This is a genomic window from Empedobacter sp. UBA6305, from assembly GCF_002440405.1.
Classification (GTDB): Bacteria; Bacteroidota; Bacteroidia; order Flavobacteriales; family Weeksellaceae; genus Empedobacter; species Empedobacter falsenii_B.
In genome coordinates this window covers 1-22,907 of sequence record NZ_DJTP01000018.1, presented here as the reverse complement: position 1 = coordinate 22,907, position 22,907 = coordinate 1, and the positions used below count along the sequence as shown (strand labels likewise).

General features: G+C 32.1%; 24 protein-coding genes and 1 tRNA gene. 20 read left to right on the top strand and 5 right to left on the bottom strand.

The window, feature by feature from the left end; genetic code table 11:
- Positions 1 to 58: 58 nt before the first annotated feature.
- From B3M86_RS04725 to B3M86_RS04655, 15 genes are all read left to right on the top strand, one after another.
- Positions 59 to 1,177, top strand: a complete 1,119-nt coding sequence (locus B3M86_RS04725; protein WP_291075890.1) for a C1 family peptidase — start codon at positions 59 to 61, stop codon at positions 1,175 to 1,177.
- Between the two features lie 12 nt (positions 1,178 to 1,189).
- A complete protein-coding gene (gene nadA, locus B3M86_RS04720; RefSeq protein WP_038337116.1) occupies positions 1,190 to 2,194 on the top strand; it encodes a quinolinate synthase NadA in 1,005 nt (334 codons plus the stop codon).
- Complete coding sequence (nadB, locus tag B3M86_RS04715; RefSeq protein WP_291075892.1) at positions 2,194 to 3,759, top strand: L-aspartate oxidase; 1,566 nt, start codon at positions 2,194 to 2,196, stop codon at positions 3,757 to 3,759. Before nadA ends, nadB begins: the two co-directional genes overlap by 1 nt.
- Positions 3,759 to 4,649 (top strand): hypothetical protein, encoded by an 891-nt coding sequence (locus B3M86_RS04710; protein WP_291075894.1) that lies wholly within the window; start codon positions 3,759 to 3,761, stop codon positions 4,647 to 4,649. Before nadB ends, B3M86_RS04710 begins: the two co-directional genes overlap by 1 nt.
- Positions 4,649 to 5,512 (top strand): carboxylating nicotinate-nucleotide diphosphorylase, encoded by an 864-nt coding sequence (gene nadC, locus B3M86_RS04705; RefSeq protein ID WP_291047819.1) that lies wholly within the window; start codon positions 4,649 to 4,651, stop codon positions 5,510 to 5,512. The genes B3M86_RS04710 and nadC overlap by 1 nt, the downstream gene beginning before the upstream one ends.
- Before the next feature lie 465 nt (positions 5,513 to 5,977).
- A complete protein-coding gene (locus B3M86_RS04700; RefSeq protein WP_291075895.1) occupies positions 5,978 to 8,413 on the top strand; it encodes a TonB-dependent receptor in 2,436 nt (811 codons plus the stop codon).
- A gap of 422 nt (positions 8,414 to 8,835) precedes the next feature.
- The gene (locus B3M86_RS04695) at positions 8,836 to 11,352 is read left to right on the top strand and encodes a TonB-dependent receptor (RefSeq protein WP_291075897.1); all 2,517 of its coding nucleotides are present in this window, start codon (positions 8,836 to 8,838) and stop codon (positions 11,350 to 11,352) included.
- 86 nt (positions 11,353 to 11,438) lie between these two features.
- Positions 11,439 to 12,395, top strand: coding sequence for a S66 peptidase family protein (locus B3M86_RS04690; RefSeq protein ID WP_291075899.1), 957 nt, complete (start codon positions 11,439 to 11,441; stop codon positions 12,393 to 12,395).
- A complete protein-coding gene (upp, locus tag B3M86_RS04685) occupies positions 12,382 to 13,017 on the top strand; it encodes a uracil phosphoribosyltransferase (protein ID WP_291075901.1) in 636 nt (211 codons plus the stop codon). Before B3M86_RS04690 ends, upp begins: the two co-directional genes overlap by 14 nt.
- Positions 13,018 to 13,026: 9 nt before the next feature.
- Entirely contained in the window at positions 13,027 to 13,392 is a 366-nt protein-coding gene (locus B3M86_RS04680) for a YraN family protein (RefSeq protein WP_291075903.1), read from the top strand.
- 9 nt (positions 13,393 to 13,401) lie between these two features.
- On the top strand, positions 13,402 to 14,073 hold the full coding sequence (locus B3M86_RS04675; protein ID WP_291075905.1) for a DedA family protein: 672 nt from the start codon (positions 13,402 to 13,404) through the stop codon (positions 14,071 to 14,073).
- Positions 14,074 to 14,123: 50 nt separating this feature from the next.
- On the top strand, positions 14,124 to 14,762 hold the full coding sequence (locus tag B3M86_RS04670; protein WP_291075907.1) for a VTT domain-containing protein: 639 nt from the start codon (positions 14,124 to 14,126) through the stop codon (positions 14,760 to 14,762).
- 4 nt (positions 14,763 to 14,766) lie between these two features.
- The gene (locus B3M86_RS04665) at positions 14,767 to 15,369 is read left to right on the top strand and encodes a hypothetical protein (RefSeq protein WP_280050727.1); all 603 of its coding nucleotides are present in this window, start codon (positions 14,767 to 14,769) and stop codon (positions 15,367 to 15,369) included.
- A gap of 48 nt (positions 15,370 to 15,417) precedes the next feature.
- Entirely contained in the window at positions 15,418 to 15,939 is a 522-nt protein-coding gene (locus tag B3M86_RS04660; RefSeq protein ID WP_280050728.1) for a DUF4833 domain-containing protein, read from the top strand.
- Positions 15,940 to 15,985: 46 nt separating this feature from the next.
- Positions 15,986 to 17,110: a GNAT family N-acetyltransferase gene (locus B3M86_RS04655; RefSeq protein ID WP_291075910.1), complete on the top strand. Its 1,125-nt coding sequence runs from the start codon at positions 15,986 to 15,988 to the stop codon at positions 17,108 to 17,110.
- Positions 17,111 to 17,155: 45 nt separating this feature from the next.
- On the opposite strand, the gene B3M86_RS04650 is transcribed toward B3M86_RS04655, so the two are convergent.
- Together B3M86_RS04650 and B3M86_RS04645 are read right to left on the bottom strand one after the other, a co-directional pair.
- Positions 17,156 to 17,359 (bottom strand): CsbD family protein, encoded by a 204-nt coding sequence (locus B3M86_RS04650; protein WP_038336421.1) that lies wholly within the window; start codon positions 17,357 to 17,359, stop codon positions 17,156 to 17,158.
- 346 nt (positions 17,360 to 17,705) lie between these two features.
- Positions 17,706 to 17,787: transfer RNA gene (locus B3M86_RS04645), tRNA-Leu, on the bottom strand.
- A gap of 117 nt (positions 17,788 to 17,904) precedes the next feature.
- Between B3M86_RS04645 and B3M86_RS04640 the strand changes: the two genes are divergently transcribed.
- The 3 genes from B3M86_RS04640 to B3M86_RS04630 all read left to right on the top strand — a co-directional run bounded on the left by B3M86_RS04640 (position 17,905) and on the right by B3M86_RS04630 (position 19,402).
- Positions 17,905 to 18,276 (top strand): DUF3127 domain-containing protein, encoded by a 372-nt coding sequence (locus B3M86_RS04640; RefSeq protein WP_038336420.1) that lies wholly within the window; start codon positions 17,905 to 17,907, stop codon positions 18,274 to 18,276.
- Positions 18,277 to 18,360: 84 nt separating this feature from the next.
- Positions 18,361 to 19,005, top strand: a complete 645-nt coding sequence (gene aat, locus B3M86_RS04635) for a leucyl/phenylalanyl-tRNA--protein transferase (protein ID WP_291075913.1) — start codon at positions 18,361 to 18,363, stop codon at positions 19,003 to 19,005.
- A gap of 1 nt (position 19,006) precedes the next feature.
- Positions 19,007 to 19,402 (top strand): DUF1398 domain-containing protein, encoded by a 396-nt coding sequence (locus B3M86_RS04630; protein ID WP_291075915.1) that lies wholly within the window; start codon positions 19,007 to 19,009, stop codon positions 19,400 to 19,402.
- Between the two features lie 31 nt (positions 19,403 to 19,433).
- Here the strand turns inward: B3M86_RS04630 and B3M86_RS04625 are convergent, their stop codons facing one another.
- The 3 genes from B3M86_RS04625 to B3M86_RS04615 all read right to left on the bottom strand — a co-directional run bounded on the left by B3M86_RS04625 (position 19,434) and on the right by B3M86_RS04615 (position 21,719).
- A complete protein-coding gene (locus B3M86_RS04625) occupies positions 19,434 to 20,204 on the bottom strand; it encodes a DUF3108 domain-containing protein (RefSeq protein WP_291075916.1) in 771 nt (256 codons plus the stop codon).
- A gap of 109 nt (positions 20,205 to 20,313) precedes the next feature.
- A complete protein-coding gene (locus tag B3M86_RS04620) occupies positions 20,314 to 20,604 on the bottom strand; it encodes a NifU family protein (protein WP_114998704.1) in 291 nt (96 codons plus the stop codon).
- 14 nt (positions 20,605 to 20,618) lie between these two features.
- On the bottom strand, positions 20,619 to 21,719 hold the full coding sequence (locus B3M86_RS04615) for an Mrp/NBP35 family ATP-binding protein (RefSeq protein ID WP_114998705.1): 1,101 nt from the start codon (positions 21,717 to 21,719) through the stop codon (positions 20,619 to 20,621).
- Positions 21,720 to 21,853: 134 nt separating this feature from the next.
- Between B3M86_RS04615 and B3M86_RS04610 the strand changes: the two genes are divergently transcribed.
- Positions 21,854 to 22,315, top strand: coding sequence for a DinB family protein (locus tag B3M86_RS04610; protein WP_280045831.1), 462 nt, complete (start codon positions 21,854 to 21,856; stop codon positions 22,313 to 22,315).
- A 32-nt stretch (positions 22,316 to 22,347) separates the two neighbouring features.
- Entirely contained in the window at positions 22,348 to 22,845 is a 498-nt protein-coding gene (locus B3M86_RS04605; protein ID WP_260509600.1) for a GNAT family N-acetyltransferase, read from the top strand.
- Positions 22,846 to 22,907: the final 62 nt, after the last annotated feature.

Genomic DNA, 22,907 nt, shown 5'->3' with positions numbered 1-22,907 from the left:
CATTTTATAATAAAACTTCATAAAATAACTTTACTTTTGAAATCTATACAAAACACAAATGAAAAAATATATAGTTGCCAGCATCGCTTTTGTAAGTATGTTGGTTTCGGCACAAGAAACGCCTTTCAAATTCAAAGAATTAGTTAATAATTCTGCACTTCCTATTATTTCGCAAGGAAAAACGGGAACTTGTTGGTCATTTTCGACAACTTCTTTTTTAGAATCGGAAGTGAAGCGTTTGACAGGAAAAGATGTCGATTTATCGGAAATGTATAATGTGCGTTTTACTTATCCTGTAAAAGCTTATAATTATATATATCGCCAAGGAAAAGCACAATTTAGTGAAGGAGGTTTGTCGCATGATGTATTAAACTCGGTTCGTAAAAATGGATTAGTTCCAAACGAAGTTTATGCAGGTTTTGCGAATGGAACAGATGTGAAACATAACCACGAAATGTTGGTAAAGGATTTGAAAGTTGGATTAGATTCGATTGTAAAAAATCCTAAAAAATATTTAACAGCAGATTGGAAATCAAAATTTGATCAAAAATTGAATGATAAATTAGGTGTTCCTCCGACAAAATTCAAATTCGAAGGAAAAGAATATACGCCACAAGAATTTGCAAAAGCCTTGAAAATAAATCCTGATGATTATGTAACCTTGACATCTTTTCAGCAAGCGCCTTATTATTCACAATTTATTTTGCAAGTGCCAGATAATTTTTCAAATGGTTCATATTATAATTTACCATTAGATGAATACATGAAAGTCTTGGACGAAGCGTTATATAAAGGATATACAGCGGCTTTTGATACAGATGTTTCTGAAAAAACATTTTCTAAAAAGTATGGAATGGCAATTTGGCCTTCAGAAGGTTTAGAATCAGATTATTTTGTTCAGATTTTACCTGAAAAATGGGTTTCTGCTGATGAGCGTCAAGCTGCTTTTGAAGATTATTCGACAGAAGATGACCATTTAATGCATATTACAGGAATTTTGAAAGATCAATTGGGAAATCAATATTATGATGTAAAAAATTCTTGGGGAACAACAGATTTAGGAAATAATGGACACATTTATATGTCGAAACCATTTTTCAGAATGAAATCAATTGCTTTTACAGTGCACAAAGATGCGTTGTCAAAAGAAGTGAAAAAGCAATTAGGTATAAAATAAAATCACTCACAAATGAATACATTAGAACAAGCGATAGAGAAACTAGATTATAAAGGTTATTTGGATGTAGAAATTCCAAAAGGCACTGATTTGATTGCGGAAATCAATAAATTACGTAAAGAGAAAAATGCGGTGATTTTGGCACATTATTATCAGTCAGGAGAAATTCAGGATTTAGCAGATTATTTAGGTGATTCATTGCAATTGGCTCGTGCAGCTGCAAAAACTGAAGCTGATATGATTGTTTTTTGTGGTGTTCATTTTATGGCGGAAGCCGCAAAGATTCTGAATCCGTCTAAAAAAGTGGTTTTACCAGATACAAAAGCAGGTTGTTCTTTGGCAGATTCATGTTCGGCAGAAGGTTTACGTGGTTTACGTGAGCAACATCCAAATGCGATTGTGGTAAGTTACATCAATTGTGATGCGGGTGTTAAAGCAGAATCAGATATTATTGTCACTTCTTCGAATGCGGAAGCGATTATTAATTCGTTGCCAGAAGATCAAGAAATTATTTTTGCGCCAGATCGTAATTTAGGTCGATACTTAAATCAAGTTTGTAATCGTAAAATGATTTTGTGGGACGGAGCTTGTATCGTGCACGAAGCTTTTTCTTTGGAAAGAATTGCACAACAAATGGCTGATCATCCAAATGCAAAATTAATTGCGCATCCAGAAGCGCAAGAAGATTTATTGAAATTCGCACATTTTATTGGTTCAACTTCTCGTTTGTTAGATTATGTGGTAGAAAATGATGCACAAGAATTTATTGTGGCAACGGAAGAAGGAATTTTACACGAAATGCAAAAACTTGCGCCGAATAAAACATTAATTCCAGCTTTGGTTCAAGATGAATCGTGTAATTGTTCTGAATGTTTTTATATGAAATTATCAACATTAGAAAAATTATATCTGTGCATGAAATATGAATTGCCAGAAATTCAAATAGAAGAAGAATTACGAGTTAAAGCGTTAGCTGCAATTAATAGAATGTTAGATTTATCAGAAAAAATCAAATAATGGCTATTCAAGATGTATTAGTCATTGGTTCTGGAATTGCTGGACTTTCGTATGCGTTGAAAATCGCGATTCGAAATCCTGATGCGAAAATTACCATTGTAACCAAAGCAAATAAAGACGAAACCAATACGAAATATGCGCAAGGCGGAGTAGCTGTTGTGAGCGATTTCGAGAAAGATAGTTTCGAGAAACATATCGAAGATACGCTTCGTGCAGGAGATGGTTTGTGTAAGTTGGAAGCGGTTGAGGTTGTCGTAAAAGAAGCACCAGAACGTATCAATGAAATTATAGATTGGGGCGTTCGTTTTGATAAAAATAACGAAGGAATTTATGACCTTGGTCGTGAAGGTGGACATACCGAAAACAGAATTGTTCATCATAAAGATGTGACAGGTTGGGAGATTGAGCGCGCGATGTTAGAAGCAATCAAAGAATATCCAAATATTCAAGTTTTTACGCATCATTTTGTAGTAGATTTGATTACAGAACATCATTTGAATCGTATTATAACTCAGAAAACAACATGTTTTGGTGCATATATTTTAGATTTGAATACAGATAAAGTTGAACAACATTTAGCCAAAGTAACTTTGTTAGCAACAGGCGGAGTTGGTTATGTTTATAAAAATACGACGAATCCAATCATTGCAACTGGCGATGGAATAGGGTTGGCTCGACGTGCGAAAGCAACCGTTTCGGGAATGCAATTTATTCAGTTTCATCCAACAGCTTTTTATAGCGAATTTGATGGACAGTTATTTCTGATTTCGGAAGCAGTTCGTGGTTTTGGTGCGAAGTTGCGTACGAAAGATGGCCAGTTGTTTATGCACAAATATGATGAACGTGAAGAATTGGCTTCTCGTGATATTGTGGCGCGTGCGATTGACAACGAAATGAAATTGCGCGGAGATGATTATGTTTATATTGATTGTCGACATTTAGAGAAAGAAAAATTCTTGGAACATTTCCCTAATATTTACGAAAAATGTAAATCCGAAGGCTACGATATGTTTACCGAATTGGTTCCGGTTGTTCCTGCTTCGCATTATTTGTGCGGTGGAATTGATGTAGATTTAGAAGGAAAAACATCTATCGAGAATTTGTTTGCGGTTGGCGAATGTTCTAATACAGGTTTACATGGTGCAAATCGTTTAGCTTCGAATTCGTTGTTGGAAGCGATGGTTTTTGGTCATCGTGCAGCGTTGAAAACGGTCGACTTATTAAATGATAATCAATTTTCGATTTATAATTTTGAGTTTCCAGAATGGAACGAAGAAGGAATGAAAGTGCAAGAAGAATTAGTATTGATTTCTTATTTACGCAAACAATTACAAGCGATGATGAGCGAATTGGTTGGAATTGTACGAAGTGATAATCGTTTGCAAATTGCACAAAATCGTATCAATGAAATCGAGAAAATGGTCAAAGAAATTTATTATTTTACGATTGTTTCGCCTAAAATTTTAGAACTTCGAAATTTGGTTGATGTCGCACATTTAATCATTGAGCAAAGTATCAATCAAAAAGAAAATCGAGGAACTTTTTATAACAAAGATTTTAATTAATGAAGAAATTATTTCTGTTCGTTGCATGTTTTGCAATAAGTTTTTCTTTTGCTCAAAATTCGAAAGAAAAACAAAACGTAAGTTTGACTTTTGGTAAAGAAGCCAAGAAAGCGGTTGTGTATTTTGGTTGTGAAAATTTAAAAGAAAATAGCGAGCTACAAGCATGTATGAACAAAAATTTGAATCAAGATATTCAAACTCAAATTTCATTCTTTTCTAATATTGCTGATTATCTTCATATCGAAACTGCTCAATCTAAATTAGGTTTTAAAATCAATGAAGATGGTAATTTTGGAGATGTCTCGACTGATGGTTCGAATCCAATTTTTAATAGTGTAGCATTGTCTAGTTTAGTTTTGTTGAATAATAAAATGGAGCGAGCTAATCTAAAAATAACTCCTGCAAAAGGAGTTGATGGAAAAGCAGTTGCAATGAAATATACAATGCCTTTACGTTACGAATCGGCAGAAAAAAATAATGATTTTGAGAAGTTCCCTTCGGAAAATCGTGTATTGTTTACTTTAAAAACTGATGAAGAAACGATTGAAGTAAGAATTGATAAAGAATTTAATTTAACAACTTTTGGTAATAACGGAAGTCGGGAATATTATTTAGGAAAGTTTTCTAATCTTTTCGAAATGGCTTCTATCGATCCTTATGCAACCGCTTTTGATGCGGCTTTCAAATCAGGAGCAATAGATATTACAAAAGGTAAAATTGATGACAAAGAATATAAACTTCAGATCAAAAATTTCTTCGAAAATGATCCTTCTGTACAAGTGTTGATTACTGTTGTGCGCGAAGAAAATGGTACTTGGGCCGAGTATTACGAATACAAAACCAAGAAAGAATTTAATCAATCAAAATTTGCATCCTTAACATATAGATAATGAATTTTCCTCCATATATCACACAAGAAAAATTACAACTTTTTATTCGTCAAGCTTTTTTAGAAGACGTTGGCGATGGCGACCATTCAACGTTAGCATCGGTTCCGTATGATGCAATTCAAGAAGCGGAACTAAAAGTGAAAGATAACGGAATAATTGCTGGAATTGAGTTAGCGAAAATTATTTTTGATACGTTTGATCCATCTTTAAAAATAGAACAATATATAAATGATGGCGATAAAGTACAATTTGGAGATGTTGCTTTCAAAGTAAAAGGATCTTCACAATCAATTTTAACTTGCGAACGATTAGCGTTGAATTGTATGCAGAGAATGTCTGGAATTGCAACTTATGCACACGAAATGATGGAATTGGTAAGCGGTACAAATGCCAAAATTTTGGATACACGAAAAACAACACCTAATTTCCGAATGATCGAAAAATGGGCAGTTAAAATTGGAGGAGCAGAAAATCATCGTTTTGGTTTATACGATATGGTGATGTTAAAAGATAATCATGTTGATTTTTGTGGAAATATTACAAAAGCAGTTGCGCAAACCAAAGATTATTTGTCAAAACATCATTTACATTTAAAAATAGAAGTGGAAACGCGTAATATGGATGAGGTAAAAGAAGCTTTGGATGCAAATGTAGATTTTATTATGTTGGATAATTTTGATCTTGAAACGATGAAAGAAGCGGTTCAATATATAAATGGACGAATAAAAACAGAAGCTTCGGGCGGAATTACAAAAGAATCTGTTCGAGCAATTGCCGAAACGGGTGTTGATTTTATTTCTTCTGGTGCGATTATTCATTCCGCTCCCAACTTTGACTTGAGTTTAAAAGCTGTTAAGGCTTGATTTCTTTAACATTTCAATTCTTTTTTATGATTAAGAATACAATACAACAAGTTTTAACGTTAGTTATATTGTATTTGAATAATTTATTTTGAAAATTTATTAGTATAAGCTTATAAATAAAAAAGTTATTGGATAATATTTTATTAATACTGATTCTAAATAATTGTTTTTTGCTTGAATTTTTACCTTTTTTTTAAAAAAAAATCAGTGTACGTTGATAATTAATGTTAAAAATTAACATTTTCATTATGTTAATTTTTGATTAGATGTTAAAAAATCTTTAAAACTTAATATAATTACTTCATCTAATTTACAATATTGATAATTTATTAACTATCTTGAATAAGATATAATAATTAATATTTAAGATGTTAATTGATTTTATAAAATTTTACCATAATTTAACAATAATCTCATTTAAAGTATAGAAATTTGCCGAAGTAAACTTTTAAACTATTTCAAAAGATGAGGTTAAACTCAACTAAGCTTTTACTAGTAGGAGCTTTTGCCTTAATGGCATCATTATCTTTCGCCCAAGTTGTTGAACCAACAGATTCTACAAAGGTTGAACAGGACGAAAACGTATCTTTAGGAGAAACATTAATCATTGGTAAAGGGGTTATCGATATCGTAGAGGATCGTAAAACACCAGTTGCTGTATCTACAATTAGTAAGGCAGCTATCGAAGATAAAGCGGTAGGAAATGTAGATTTCCCAGAAATCTTCGCTACAACTCCATCTGTATATGTTTCTGGACAAGCGGGAGGTTTTGGAGATTCTCAAATGTTTTTACGTGGATTTAGTAGTCAAAATACAGCTTACTTATTGAACGGACAACCAATTAATGGTATGGAAGATGGTAACTTGTATTGGTCTAACTGGTCTGCAATGACTGAAGTTGCAAATGCAGTTCAGATTCAACGTGGTTTAGGATCTTCTAAATTAGCTATTTCTTCTGTTGGTGGTACTGTAAATATGGTAACAAAAGCTACAGATAAAAAGCAAGGAGGTTTTGTAAGATTAAACACAGGTAACGATAGTTACATGAGTGCTACTATTTCTTACAATACAGGTATGAAAGGTAAATGGGGAGCTTCTTTCTTGTTTAACCAAACAACTATGCACAGATCTTGGGCTCAAGGAACAAATGCAAATTCACAAGCATATTTTGTTTCTGTAGGGTATAAACCAAACGATCGCCATAACATTAACTTTTTGATTTTTGGTGCGCCACAAGAGCACGGACAAAACTATTCTACAAAAAACACGAAGCAATGGGCTGATGCTGAGAAGTATGGATACGGAAATAAGTACAATACAACTTACGGATATTTCAACGGTAAAGGAGAAAATTTAAGAACTAACTTTTACCACAAGCCAGTAGCAAACTTAAACTGGGACTGGACAATTAATGAAAACATGAACTTGTCTACTGTATTATATGCTTCTACAGGTACAGGAGGAGGAACTTCTGGAGTTGGTAAAGCAACAAGTACATTGAAAAATGGATTAGTTGATTTTGATTTAATTCAAAGCAATAACTTATTAGATCCAGACGGTATTGGAAATAATGGAGGTAAAGATGCAAACGGTAAACCAGTATCGAATGGTGCTATCCGTACATCTGTTAATAATCACTTCTGGTATGGAGGTGTAACAAACTTAAACTTTGATACTAAAACAGGATGGAACTTTAACTTAGGTGCTGATATCCGTTTCTATCATGGTAATCACTTCCAACAAATGAATAATTTGTTCGGATTAAAAGGTTGGTCAGAATTGAATAAATCAAACAATCAAACAGTTGTTGTAACAGAAACTTTTGGAACAAATCCTTGGTCTGCATTATTCAAATCGGCTAAAAAAGATCAAAGAACAGCAAGAGATTATTCTGAAGATATTAATTATCAAGGAGCTTTTGGACAAGTTGAATACTCTAATGATATTTTCACAGTATTTGGACAAGGAGCAATCTCTAATCAATTCTACCAAAAATTTGATACTTGGAACTACGGAGGTGTAGAAACAGCTTCTAAAAAAGTAAACAAAACTGGATGGAATGTAAAAGGAGGTTTATCTGTTAATATTAACGAGGAAAATACAGTTTTTGCTAACGCAGGACGTTATTCTCGTCAACCATTCTTAGATAATGTATTCGAATACAACAAAGTTGATTTACGTGAACCAAATGTAGATAACGAAGAAATTACTGGTTTCGAAGTAGGTTACAAATACGAAACAAGAGGTTTAAGAGTTAATATTAATGCTTATTCTACAAAATGGGGTAATCGTTTCTTAGGAATTTCAGGTTCTGTAACGCAACCAGATAACACAACTCGTCCTATTTATACATCTTATACAGATATCACACAATTACACAAAGGTGTTGAAGTTGATTTTGATGCTAAAGTTTCTCAAATGTTTAGCTTATATGGATTCGCATCTTATGGTGATTGGAAGTATGATGGAAAAACTCCATTTGAATCGATGTATACTGATGACGATACAATTTTCGAAAAAGGAAATGTTGATTTGACAGGAACTTATATCGGAGAAGCAGCTCAATTTACTTTCGGTATGGGAACTAAAGTTAACTTTACAAGAAACTTATATTGGGATGTAGATTTTATGTACAATGCTCGTACTTATGGACAAGTTAATCCAGAAGATGTTGTTAAAAGTGCATTAAAAGGAGAAGTTTATCAAGCTGAAAAAATCTCTCCATTTGCAAAAGTTAATACAGGTGTTGCATATGAATTCAAATTTGGTAAACAAAAAATCAAATTTAGAGGAAACGTTCGTAACTTATTCAATGATCAATACGTAAGTAGAATTGATAGAAATGGATACGGATATGCAGTAGGTAGAACATGGAATGCTGGTGTTACTTATAGCTTCTAATAAGAATTAGAATTTCTTAACATATTCAAGTGGACTTAGTAATAAGTCCACTTTTTTATGAAGTGTTGTGACTGAATTATTTGTCTTAAATTAATAAAACCTTAAATTATAATTTATAATAAATCTAAATAAATTTATTTTAAGAATAATTATTCAATTGTTAATGAATTATTATGCATATTGTTTTTTTTAAGCGTTATTGTTTATTTGGTCTGTTTTTGATAAAGAATTAAAATTCTTATTATATGGTAATTTTATTTTAATTAGATTTTCATATTCATAAAATATTAAGAAAAATATTATAATCATTTAAAATTGATTTTTTAAGTAATAATTATTCTTAATTAACATAACGTTTGTAGTCGTTTTAACATATATACACCTCAACTTTGCAGCGGTAAACATTTAAACTATTTCATAAGATGAGGTTAAACTCAGTAAAGCTTTTATTAGTAGGAGCTTTTGCCTTAACGGCATCATTATCTTTCGCTCAAGTTGTTGAACCAACAGATTCTACAAAGGTTGAACAAGACGAAAATGTATCTTTAAGTGAAACATTAATCATTGGTAAAGGTGTAATCGACGTTACAGAGAATCGTAAGACTCCTGTTGCTTCTACAGTTATTACAAGAGAGGAAATCCTTGATAAAGGAGTTGGAAATGTAGAATTTCCAGAATTATTAAAAAATTCGCCATCTATTTATGTTGCAGACCAAGCTTCAGGTTTTGGAGATGCAAAAATGTATATGCGTGGTTTTGATCAATCAAATACTGCTTTCTTATTGAATGGGCAACCAATCAACGGAATGGATAACGGTAGTTTATATTGGTCAAACTGGCAGTCTGTTTCTGATATTGCAAATGTTATTGATTCTCAACGTGGTTTAGGATCTTCAAAATTAGCTATTTCTTCTGTTGGAGGAACTGTAAATATCGTAACAAAAGCTACTGAGAAAAAAGAAGGTGGTTTTGTACGTTACTTAACAGGTAACGATTCATACCAAAAACAAACTATTGGTTATAATACAGGTATGAAAGGTAAATGGGGTGCTTCATTTATGTTTGATAACTGGTCTGCTCACAGAAGTTTTGCACGTGGAACAGAAGGTAAAGGTCAATCTTACTTTGTTTCTGTAGGTTTCAAACCAAATGCACGTCATACATTCAACTTTATGATTTTTGGTGCTCCGCAAGAACATGGTCAGAACTATTCTAAACCAATGGATACTCAATATCGTAATATTAAAGTTAATGGTGTAAATAAAAGTATTATTGCAACTCCAGGTTATGATATTACGGGTCGCTTAGGAAACTCTAATTATGGTTTCTATAATGGAGAATCTTTATCTGCTAAAACAAACTATTATCACAAACCAGTAGCTAACTTAAACTGGGATTTTACAATTAACGAAAACTTGTCTTTGTCTACAGTGATTTATGCATCTACTGGTACAGGAGGAGGGACAAGTACTTTAGGTAATGGTCCTGGATATACTGATGGAGGTTATAAATCTAATGGAGAAATTGATTGGGATGTAATAGCAGCGAAGAATCAAGAATTAAAAGATGGAATTTCTAATGGAAATAACGGAACTGTTTTAGCTTCTTCAGTAAATAATCACTTTTGGTACGGAGGAGTTTCTAACTTAACTTTTGATACAAAAAAAGGTTTTGTATTTAATGTAGGTACAGATTTACGTTTCTACCAAGGGGAACACTATCAACAATTAAATAATTTATTAGGAGCTTCTGGTCGTGCTGCATCTAATGTGCAACGTTCAAAAGACTATGTAGTTAATAAAACTTTCAGCTCAAGCCCTTGGAATTCTTTATTCAATAGAGCTAAACATAGTGAGAGAATTGGATTTGATAATTCAGAGAGAATTAATTACCAAGGTTTCTTTGGACAAGCTGAATACTCAAACGAATTATTCTCAGCATTCTTTCAAGGTGCTTTATCTTGGCAAGAGTATGAAAAATATGATAACTGGAACTATACTGCAGAATCTGCAGAAAAACAAGGTATCAAATTCAAAAACGGTAAAGCTTATTCAGGTGAGCGTACAGAAATTGGTTATAATTTAAAAGCTGGTTTCTCTATTAATTTAAATAAAGAAAATAGCGTTTTTGTTAATGGAGGTAAATATTCTCGTCAACCATATTTAAATAATATGTTTGTACGTAATACAGTTACTTTTGTTGAGCCAACAGTTAAAAATGAAGAGATTCAAAGTGTTGAAGCTGGTTACCGTTACAAAACTCGTACATTAAGAGTTAATGTGAATGCATATTACACTGAATGGGATAATAGAGCAGATACTTACAACGATAGAGATTTTACAGATGCTAATGGTTTAGTACACTCTAATGTTCGTTATTTATTAAATAATTTATCTCAAGTACACAAAGGTTTAGAGGTAGATTTTGATGCTAAAGTAACACGTGATTGGACAGTTAGAGGTTATGCTTCTGCAGGAGATTGGAGATACCAAGGAGATTTTACTTACCAAGTTCAAGATACAGATACACAAGAGATTGTAGCTGGAACAGAGAATGGTAAAGGTAACTTAGACGGTGTAAGAGTAGGTAATGCAGCTCAATTTACATTTGGTATGGGTACTAAAGTTAAAGTAACAAAAGCTTTATCTTTTGATACAGATTTTAACTACTATGCTCGTTTATACGAAAACGTAAACGTTGCTGATGTTGCAAAAGCAAATATTAATGGACAAGTCTACAAAAATGCAAGTATTAGCCCATTTGCTACAGTAGATTTAGGAATGTCTTACAACTTTAAAATTACAAATAGTCAATCTATTAAATTTAGAGGTAACATCAAAAACTTATTCAATGATCAATACATTTCTCGTAAAGATAACTACGGTTACTTCTGGGGGAATGGAAGAACTTGGAATGCAGGTGTAACTTACACTTTCTAAGAAATATTTCATTATCATAACAAAAAGACGAACGCTTGTAGTTCGTCTTTTTTTTGTGTTTACCTTTACTAAAATTTTATAGAAAAATGATTCAACCCGATTTTCTAAAAGAAGGTGATAAAATAGCAATTGTTGCGCCAGCAAAACGAATGTTACAAGGCGAGCTGGACGAAGCAATAGATTTAATAAAATCGTGGAAATTGATTCCTGTTTTAGGGAAAAATATTTATGCTGAATATGATTTTGGCTACAAATATGCTGGAACAGATGAAATCAGAACCGAAGATTTTCAATGGGCGTTAGATGATTCCGAAATCAAAGCAGTTTGGTGCGCGCGCGGAGGATATGGTTCAGTAAAAATTATCGATGAATTAGATTTAACAAATTTCAAAAAATCTCCAAAATGGATAATTGGTTATTCTGATATTACTGTTTTTCACAATCATTTTAACCGATTAGGTTTTCAAACAATACATGGAGTTACAGCGAAGAAATTAGCAAATACCGAATATCATCCAACATCCTATCAAAGTGTTTATGAAGCGATGTTTGGACATGAAATTAATTACGAAATTCAATCACATGCTTACAATAATTTAGGCGAAGCAAAAGGAGAATTAATTGGAGGAAATCTTTCGATTGTGTATTCACTTTTGGGGAGCGAATCTGCGATTACAAATCCTTCGGATAAGATTTTATTTTTAGAAGATTGGTTCGAGAATTGGTATGCAGTTGATCGAATGTTGATGAATCTTAAACGTAACGGAATTCTTACTCATGTAAAAGGAATTATTTTAGGAAACTTTACGCATATGGATACCGAAGAAGAAAATGCTGATAATTACAATCATCCATTCGATCCAAAAACTTTCGAAGTCATTCATAGTTTTACAAAAAAATTAAATATTCCAGTAGCTTTCGGATTTCCTGCAGGGCATACAGGTCACAATGTTGCGCTAAAAATGGGTGCAAAAGTTCAGTTAAATGTTACTTCAAATAATGTAACTTTGCATCATTATACAAACAAATATGAAACAAGATAATTTAACAGTCATTACTCACCCGTTGGTAAAAGCAAAAATTACGCAAATGCGTGATAAAAACACAACAACGAAAGAATTTGGTGAATTAGTAGACGAAATTTCAGGTTTAATGTGTTACGAAATTACACGTAACATCGAGCTTGAAGAAGTAGAAGTTGAAACGCCAATTACCAAAACAATCGGTTACAAATTAAAAGGAAATGATATGGCTATCGTTCCAATTTTGCGTGCTGGATTGGGAATGGTAAAAGGAATTCATCAATTAATTCCAACAGCGAAAGTTGGTCATATTGGACTTTACCGCGATCATGATACATTACAACCTGTTGAGTATTTGTGTAAACTCCCAACTGATTTAGATTCTCGTGATGTGATTTTGGTTGATCCAATGTTAGCTACAGGAGGTTCTGCAATCAAAGCAATCGAAATTCTAAAAGAGAAAGGAGCAAAATCTGTTCGTTTGGCTTGTTTAGTTGGTTGTCCGGAAGGAGTGGAAGCTGTACAAAATGTTTATCCAGAAGTTCCAGTTTTCTTGGCTGCTTTGGATGAAAAATTGAATGAAAATGGATACATCGTTCCAGGTTTAGGTGATGCTGGAGATCGTTTGTACGGGACAAAATAATTTTTTTGAATGAGTATTAGTTACGATTTCGGAAAAGAAGCAGAAGATTTTGCCGTCAATTATTTAATCCAAAATGGATACAAAATATTGGCTCGAAATTATTTTTTCATAAAAGCCGAAATCGATATTATTGCTCAATTTGAAAATGAGATTGTTATTATAGAGGTTAAGAGTCGTACTTCAAATTATGTTGCGGAGCCAGAAAGTTCTGTTAACACAAAGAAGAAGAAATTGTTAATTCTTGCCGCAGATGATTTTATTCAGAAAAATAATTTTATTTCTGAGGTAAGATTTGATATTTTAGCACTTTTAAAAAAACAACAATCTTGGAGCGTAAATCATATCAAAAATGCATTTAATGCTTCGGAAATTTAATCAACTTTTATGGAAGTATTTATGAGTCTTTTTGACTTTATTATGCATATCGACCAGCATTTAGCAGAGTTTGCAAATGAGTATGGTTTGTGGCTTTATGCAATTTTATTTTTAATCATTTTCGTGGAAACAGGTGTGGTTGTGATGCCATTTTTACCTGGAGATTCACTGTTGTTTGCGGCAGGTATGTTGGCTGCGCAAGAAACAAATGATATGAATGTGTGGATTATGATTGCAATTCTTTTAGTGGCCGCCATTCTCGGTGATACATTGAATTATTCTATCGGAAAAAAAGTTGGTTACAAAGCAACTAAAGTTAAGATTTTTGGTAAAAATTTCATCCAAGAAGAACATATCAATAAAACGCACGAATTCTACGAAAAATACGGTTCAAAAACCATTGTAATTGCACGTTTTGTACCAATTGTAAGAACTTTAGCGCCTTTTGTTGCAGGAATCGGACGAATGGGATATTCTATTTTCATTACATATAACGTAATTGGAGCTGTGTTATGGGTTGTTGGTTTAACACTTATTGGATACTTTTTAGGAAATATCGAATGGGTTCAAAATAATTTTTCTAAAGTAATTTTAGGAATAACAATCGCTTCTGTACTTCCAATTTTAGTGGAAATTATCAAAGAAAAGTTCGGCAAAAAAAAGGTAGCTGAACAAGAATAACAATAAAAAATTAACTCGACTTCGGTCGAGTTTTTTTATACCTTTAAATCATGGAAATTTTAGATTACATACTACATATCGATAAATATTTAGAAACCATTTTGAATGATTATCAAAACTGGTTTTACTTGATTTTGTTTCTCTTAATCTTTATCGAAACAGGTTTGGTTGTCATGCCTTTTCTACCTGGCGATTCGCTTTTATTTGCGGCAGGAATGTTGGCTGCGGCTTTTCCAGATCAACTTAGTATTTATATCGTATTAGGTTTGCTTTGGTTTGCGGCGATTGCAGGCGATACGGTCAATTATACGATTGGTAAAACCTTGGGAACGAAATTAGTTACAGCCAAAATTTTCGGTAAGCGAATTATTAAAGATTCTGCCATTCAAAAGACCGAAGATTTCTTCACAAAATATGGTTCAAAAACCATTGTAATTGCTCGTTTTGTTCCGATTGTAAGAACGCTTGCGCCTTTCGTTGCTGGTATTTCTAAAATGCATTATGGTACATTTATCAAATATAATTTTATAGGCGGAACGATTTGGGTTTTCGGGATTACATTGGCTGGATATTTTCTAGGAACAATTCCATTTATCAAAAATAATTTCGAGATAGTTGTCATGGCAATTATTGTCTTTTCTTTGGTTCCAATTATTGTAGAATTCGTCAAAGAGAAAATGAAGAAATAAAAAAATGAACACAGAAAATTCGATTTTCATCATCTTACTTTTGTTGATTATCTTTTTACCTATTATTTTATTTATCATTGATTCACAAAAAGAATATAAACACGAAAATGATGAAGTTATTCGCGTCAAGATTGCTTTTGTAAGCTATATTTCAGTTTTCAATACGATTCTTTTCGCAATTCTTTGTCTCACTTTTTTATTTGTAGCTTATCAGTTATTGTTTGTGAAAGATTTCACTTTAACAAACATAATTATTGGAATGATTTCTTTGATACTATTCTTTGCTTTTATTATTCCAATTTCGAATACTTACAATCATCTCTTCAAGGAATCTAAGCGCGAGATTTATTTTTTCAGGAATAAAAAAGCTTTGTTAGTTATAGAAAAAGAAACAGAAGTTACAATAGATTTAGAAGATGAAATGATTGAAATCAATCATGAAGTTTCTAATAAAAGTTCTAAATATCAAACTGGTCATGGTAAATATAATTTTATTCAGAATGAAAACGTCGTTTCAATTTCAGATTTAATCAACTTTCCACAAGATTTTCTTGATCAAAATAATATTGTACAAGTTAAAGTTTCGAAACTTTTTATTTGGATTTAGATAATCATTCAAATAATTCATATCTTCTATCCTCAAAAATATCAACTAATGAAAAACATATTAATTATTTGCTCTATCCTTTTTTCTTTTGTTGTAAATGCACAACAAGGTTATCCCGTTCCTCCAAAATCAGAAAATAGATTATTTTATATTCAACACAACGACAATAAAAATACGTTTGTTTACGATGCGCTTTTTTCGAGCAAAGGGATTTTAGATGATGATAATCCAGTTGATATTTATCGCATTCTTTATGCTGAAGATGGTTCGAAAAAGCCCTTGACTTCTATACAAAAGAAATTGGCGTATGGTTTGGACATCAAGAAAATTGAAAAGAATGTTTTTCAGTTGACATTGGTTTCTTATCCAACTCAAAAATTAACGCTTAAACTTGATTCTCAAAAAAATCCAATTGTTCAAACAACTGTTAATAACAAGTTGATAACATTGAATCGCGTTTTCTTGAAACAGAAAAAAGGAACGGCAGGAATTTCGGTAAAGCTTGATTATATTTTATTTTACGGAAAAGATAAAAACGGAAAATCTGTAGAAGAGAAAATTGTTCTCTAAAAAAATCTTCCTAAATTAGAATCTGTAAGACGCAATTTAATAGCATATGATCGAAGTAAAAGAGGTGAACAGGCCAAGTGAAATGAAGAAATTTGTCGATTTACCTTTTGAAGTGTATAAAGATAATCCGTATTGGGTGCCTTCTTTAAAGAAAGATGAACTCGCAAGTTTTGATAAAAATAATGCAATTTTTGAGACGGTTGATGCTAACTATTTTTTAGCTTACAAAGGCAAAGAAGTGGTTGGACGAATTGTTTCGATTATTAATTGGACCGAAGTAAAAGAACTTGGAAAGACTAAAATTCGGTTTGGTTGGTTAGTTTTTAAAGATGATATTAACATTCTGAAAGCTTTATTAACAACTGTTGAAAACATTGCTAAAAAAAATAAACTGAGTTATATAGAAGGTCCGATGGGATTTTCGAATATGGATAAAGCGGGGTTATTAACAGAAGGTTTTGATAAAGTGGCAACTTTAATAGGTTTGTATAATTACGAATATTATCCAACGTATTTACAAGAATTAGGTTATCAACCAAAAGCCGAATGGTTAGAATATTCTATTGATATTGCGAATTTGGGCAAGGTAAAGCAAATGGATAAGTTGTGCGAAATGCTCAAAAAACGTTACGAAATTGATACATATAAATTTGATACAATTGACGAAATGTTACCTTACGTAGATGAGATGTTCGATTTGTTGAATGTGACGTATGCAGAATTGCAAAGTTTTGTTCCGATAGAAAAATTTCAGGTTGAACATTACAAAAAGAAATATCTCAAATTTATTCATCCCGATTTTATTTCGTGTGTAAAAGATAAAAACAACAAAATGATTGCTTTTGCGATTACGATGCCTTCATTTTCGAAAGCTTTCCAGAAAACGAAAGGAAAATTGTTCCCATTTGGTTGGTGGCATTTGATGCAAGCCCAAAAAAAGAACGATCATGTCGAATTTTATTTGATAGGAATTGATCCTCATTATCAAAATAAAGGTGTAAATGCCTTGATTTTTAAAGAACTTTATGATCGATTTATAGCAAGAGGGATTAAAACTTTAGAAACGAACCCTTTGCTTGAGGAAAATACAAAAGTGCAACAATTATGGAAAAACTTTGATCCTGTTGTTCACAAGCGACGAAAAACATTTTATAAAAATATAGAACCATAAAAAAAGGTTAGGATTTTGTCCTAACCTTTTTAATTGAAATAATAATTAATCTTGATTGTCTTCTTTCCAATCTTTGATTGTACTTTCAATTTCTTCTCTAGATTTTCCTGTTTTTTCCTGAATTTTACCTACAACTTCATCGTATTTTCCTTCAGCATAAACTTTGTCATCATCAAACCAATCACCATATTTTTGTTTTACAGCACCTTTGATTCGATTCCATTTTCCTTCTAATTCTAATTTGTCCATAATTTTTTGTTTTATAAGTTGTAAATAGATTTATACTATATGTTGAACAAATATTAAACCATAGATTTCGAAAGACTTATAAAAAAATGTTAAATAAAATATAGGAATATTGGTTTAGAATACTGCGAAGTAAATCAAAATAATGATGATAATAACAACCACTATAAATTCAAAAATGGGGATAGTTCTCCCTCCAGATTTCAAATTTCTTTTTCTTTTCGAATACATACCAAACCAACTTATAACCAAATAATGACCTAAATTTATGAAAAATATTATAAATCGTTAGAAAACAATAAATCATAAAAAAAGACTTTGAAAAATATTTTCAAAGTCTTTTTTGTTGTACGGGCGGGGAGACTCGAACTCCCACACCTTGCGGCACTAGATCCTAAGTCTAGCGTGTCTACCAATTCCACCACGCCCGCTAAAATCTCACCGATTTGGATTGCAAATATACACAAGTTTTCTTTCTAACAAAATTTCGAAATAAAATTTTTTTAATCTTTTTTTACATTCTAAATTTGTACAAAGCTTTTACAAAAATGGAAATTACAGGAAGAATTAAAAAAGTATTTGAAACTCAAAATATTACTGCAAGTTTCAAGAAAAGAGAATTCGTTGTTACAACGCAAGAACAATATCCACAAGATATTTTAATTGAGCTTACACAAGATAAGACAGATGTGTTGAATGCTTACAAACCTGGTGATGAAGTGAAAGTTTCTATCAACATTCGTGGTCGCGAGTGGGTGAACCCAGAAGGTGTAGCAAGATATTTCAATACAATCCAAGCATGGAGAATTGAAAATATGGCAAATGCAGCTGCACAAGCACCTCAAGGTTACGATAATTTTGCACCAGCGCCTCCAGTAGATACTTTTTCTAACGGAGATGATGATGATTTACCATTCTAAGGAAAACAAAACATCAATTAATACTAAACGTGTTCTTTATTGGACACGTTTTTTTAATTTTATATAAATTATACACAAAACGATATGTATTGGTTAAGTTCTGATTTAATCTTTCCTGATTACGATGAAGTGAATAGCGAGGGAATTATAGCTGTTGGAGGAAATCTTTCGCCAGAACGCTTAATTTTGGCTTATCAGAAAGGAATTTTTCCTTGGTTTAATGAAGAAGATCCAATTATTTGGTGGTTTCCTCAAGATCGATTTGTCTTATTTCCAGAAAATTTACATGTTTCGAAATCGATGAAGAAAGTTTTTCGAGATCAAACATTTACGTATTCAGAAAATAAAGCGTTTCGAGAAGTGATTACAAATTGTTCGCAAGCGTATAGAAAAGATCAGGACGGAACATGGATTACAAATGATATGATTGAAGCATATTGTAATTTACATGAAATGGGAATTGCTAAAAGTATCGAAGTTTGGCAAAATGACGAATTGGTTGGCGGTTTTTATGGAATTGATATGGGCGATGTTTTTTGTGGAGAAAGTATGTTTGCGAAAGTGAGCAATGCTTCCAAAGCTGGTTTTATACAGTTTGTTGCAAAATATCACAAGAAATATAAATTGATCGATTGTCAAGTTTATACAGAGCATTTAGCGAGTTTGGGTGCAATGGAAATTCCGAGTGATGTTTTTTTAGAATATTTGGAACAAAAACAATCAAAATAATATGAAAAAATTTACAGTTGCCGATATAGAAAAAGCACACGAAAAAGTGAAATCTGGAGCAGATTTTCCGAATTATATCAAAGAGATTAAATCTTTAGGCGTAATAGCTTTCGAGACTTGGGTGGTAGATAGTCATACTAATTATTTTGGGACAGATAATTTTGAAGCAACTTCTGATGCAAAATACGATGATTTAATGATTGTAGATGATGTAAATATTGAAAAGTTTATCACGTATCTAAAAATTCATCAAAAAGGTGAAACAGATTATTTTACGTTTTGTAAGCATTGCGCAGAAACAGGCGTAGAGAAATGGATTGTTTCCTTAGAAGATTATACGTGTACTTATTTTGACAAAAACGGAAACATGATATTAAATGAAAAAATCCCGCATTAATAGCGGGATTTTTTTATGATTTACTATCAGTTTACTTCGTAAAAGTAATTGGATATTTTAGATTACTATACTCGTTAAGATCTGCATTTAACGACCCAACTAATAATCCAGCCTTTATTTTTAGCGGAACTAAGTTATCATCGTCAGAAATCCACATCGTAACCGATTCTGATTCTTTGAAAACACGACCAGATTGTACGTATGGACGAATTTTGATTGCCGCAATTTTTCCGAATTTTGTTTTTAAGGTTTCACGTCCCAAAACTTTCAATCGAAATTTTAGCGTTTCGTCACCAAGAAAAATATTTTCGTTCAAATAATCTCCTGTTTTAAGAGTGGCATGATTGGTATTACGTAAGCTATAAAAAGCAGAAAGTAAATCTTGCGCATCGTACGGAATTGTTTCTGTCGTCACTTTTCCATCTCGTTTATTTTCGACTTTTGCTTTTCTATTGGCATGATCAAAATAATAAATTTGATGACGTTTGTAACTTCCTTCTACAATATTTCGAACAAATTTTGTTGGTTTCAAATCTGTTTTATCAATATACGATTCGTAATTATCATCTACCTTAAAAAAAGCACGCACAGCACCGGTAGAAGTTCCTTTTCCTACGATATGAAAATGACTTTTTCCGTTCAATGTAGCTTCTTTTACATCAATTGATGCGAAGCCTGCATTCAATCCAGAATAATGAACTCTAAATTTTAGATTTTCGCCAACTTTGTAGTTGTTTTGAGCATTTAAAGGCAATGCAAATGAAAGGACAATAAAAGTAAAAAATAAAATATATTTTTTCATTTTGAATTTTTCGTTTTGTGGTTAAGATTCAAATTGTTTGCCAAAAATAATAAAACGCCTTTATAAATTGATATAAAGGCGTTTTAATTTATGAGAATCTAATGATATTCTAATTTTCTTCTTTTAAGGAAGATATTTGATCTGCTTCAGTTGAAGTTTCAAAATCTGAAACATTGATAACCGAAACAATTTCTGGAACATATTTTTTGATGGTCATTTCAACACCTGACTTTAAGGTCATTTGGTTGACAGAACATGCTATACATGCACCTGTAAGGCGAACTTTTACAATATTATCTTCTACAGATACTAATTCGATATCGCCTCCGTCTGAATTTAAGAATGGTCTAATTTCAGTTAAGGCCTTTTCAACTTCTGAATATTTTTCTTCTGGAGTCATGATCTTTTACTTTTTTAATTTTTTGCCGAACAACCTGCCATCGTTGTAATACGAACAGCTTCTGTTGGAGGCAAAGTATTGTTACGTTCTACTAAACTTTGTACTGCGTTACGTGCAATTTCTTTGTAAACATTAGCTACAACAGTATCTTCTTGCATTGCAGCTGGACGACCAACGTCAGCAGCTTCGCGAATAGATTGTACAATTGGAATTTCGCCTAAGAAAGGAACGCCAATTTGTTCTGCTAAGTTCTTTGCACCATTTTGTCCAAAGATATAATATTTGTTGTTAGGTAATTCTTCTGGTGTAAAATACGCCATATTTTCTACAATTCCTAAAACTGGAACATTAATCGCTTCCATTTGGAACATTCCAACTCCTTTTTTAGCATCTGCTAATGCAATATTTTGAGGCGTAGAAACTACAACTGCTCCTGTAATTGGAACTTGTTGAACGATAGATAAATGAATGTCACCTGTTCCTGGAGGTAAATCGATTAATAAGAAATCTAATTCTCCCCAATGCGCATCACGAATCATTTGATTTAATGCTTTTGCAGCCATCGGTCCTCTCCAAACAATTGCTTGATCTGTATCAGCAAAGAATCCAATTGATAATAACTTGATTCCGTATGCTTCTACTGGTTTTATTTTCGTTTTTCCATTAACTTCTACAGAATATGGACGAGCATCTTGACAATCGAACATAATTGGCATAGAAGGTCCGTAGATATCAGCATCTAATAAACCAACTTTGAATCCCATGTTTGCTAAACTTATTGCTAAGTTTGATGAAACAGTAGATTTACCAACACCACCTTTTCCTGATGCTACAGCGATAATATTTTTAACACCTGGTAATTCTGAACCTTTGATTTCGTTCGGATTTTTTTCTTCAACTTCAACAGAAATGTTAAGTTTAAGATTTGACTCAGGTAAATTTTCTTTAAATGCATTTTTCAACGCAATTTCCAAACGCTTGCGTTCGTGCATTGCAGGCGAAGGAGAAACAATATCCAAAATAATATCATTTCCCATCACTTGAGCGTTACGCATCCAATTGCGAATACCCAATTCTTCTAATACTTGATATATTTGATCTCTTGTGTAAGCCATCTTTTAAATTTAATGAGACAAAATTACGAAGAATCAAAGACTTTAAATAATCTAAAAACGTGATTTTAATTGTTTTGCTTTATAATTTGATAAATAGACTTAATTTGATGTATATTTAAACTTTAAATCTGACTATGGAAGAGCATATTATTTATCTGACGAATATAAGAAAACAGATTATTGATGAGCTTGAACAACACTCTCTGAAACAACTACTTTATATACCTGTTGGCTATAAAAACAATTTGTTTTGGAATGCGGCTCATGTTTTGGCAACACAGCAATTGATCCATTATTATTTAACCGATAATAGGATGTTGGTCGATATTCAGTTTATTCAGAAGTATAAAAAAGGAACAATCGGAAATACGGAAGTAACGGAAGATGATGTGACAGAATTGAAGGAAATGTTGGAAAGTACACCAATGCAGATGTTCAAGGATTATCGTTCGGAAAAACTATCGTATTATCGATCATATAAAACAAGTTTTGGTATGACATTAGAATCGATTGAAGATGCAATTTTGTACAACAATATTCACGAAGCAATGCATTTGGGCTATATGATGGCGATGAAAAAGAATATTCCTTTTTAAAATCAAAAAGAGAATAAAATTTAAAAATTTAGATGTTAACATACAGAGATGCTAAACGAAGCGATTTAGAAAAAATAACAGAAATTTATAATTCTACAATAGCTTCGCGATTAGTAACTGCCGATACAGAACCAGTTTCAGTTGAAAGTAAAGCAAAATGGTTCGAAGAACATTCACCTGAAAAAAGACCACTTTGGGTTGTAGAAAATGAATTGAAAGACATTGTAGGTTGGGTAAGTTTTCAATCTTTTTATGGAAGACCAGCTTATGATGCAACTGTAGAAATTAGCATTTATTTAGATGCTATGCAACGTGGAAAAGGTTTAGGAAAACAAGTGTTGGAATATAGCATTACGAAAGCAGCAGAATTTGGAATCAAAACGATTTTAGGTTTTATTTTTTCGCATAATGAACCGAGCTTGAAATTATTCAAACATTTTGGTTTCGAAGAATGGGGAAATTATCCCAATATTGCAATTTTAGACGGAATAGAAAGAAGTTTAACTATTTTAGGAAAACGAATCGCATAAAAAAACCCTCACTTCATTTGAAGTGAGGGTTTTTTTTGTTTATTATGTCCCGTCCTGAAATA